The sequence below is a fragment of the Pseudomonas sp. SIMBA_068 genome (assembly GCF_046534705.1).
GTDB lineage: Bacteria > Pseudomonadota > Gammaproteobacteria > Pseudomonadales > Pseudomonadaceae > Aquipseudomonas > Aquipseudomonas putida.
In genome coordinates this window covers 1-257 of sequence record NZ_JAWRYI010000944.1, presented here as the reverse complement: position 1 = coordinate 257, position 257 = coordinate 1, and the positions used below count along the sequence as shown (strand labels likewise).

1 pseudogene is annotated in these 257 nt (G+C 59.5%); it reads left to right on the top strand.

The window, feature by feature from the left end:
• Nucleotides 1-39 precede the first annotated feature (39 nt).
• Nucleotides 40-257, top strand: a pseudogene (locus tag SB756_RS32195) (hypothetical protein); the annotation flags it as partial.

Genomic DNA, 257 nt, shown 5'->3' with positions numbered 1-257 from the left:
CACTCCTGGAATGACGATCACACGGTAAACGAGCCCTGGATGTACCCGGAGGTCACACCGATGATCCGCGAGGCGATCCGGCTGCGCTATCGCCTGATGCCCTACCTCTATAACCTGGCGTGGCAGGCCAGTGTGGAAGATGAGCCGATGCTGCGTCCGACCTTCCTCGATCATGAGCAGGATCCGCTGACCTATCAGGAGTGTGATGACTTTATGCTGGGGCGCGATCTGCTGGTCGCCAGCGTAGTAGAGCAGGG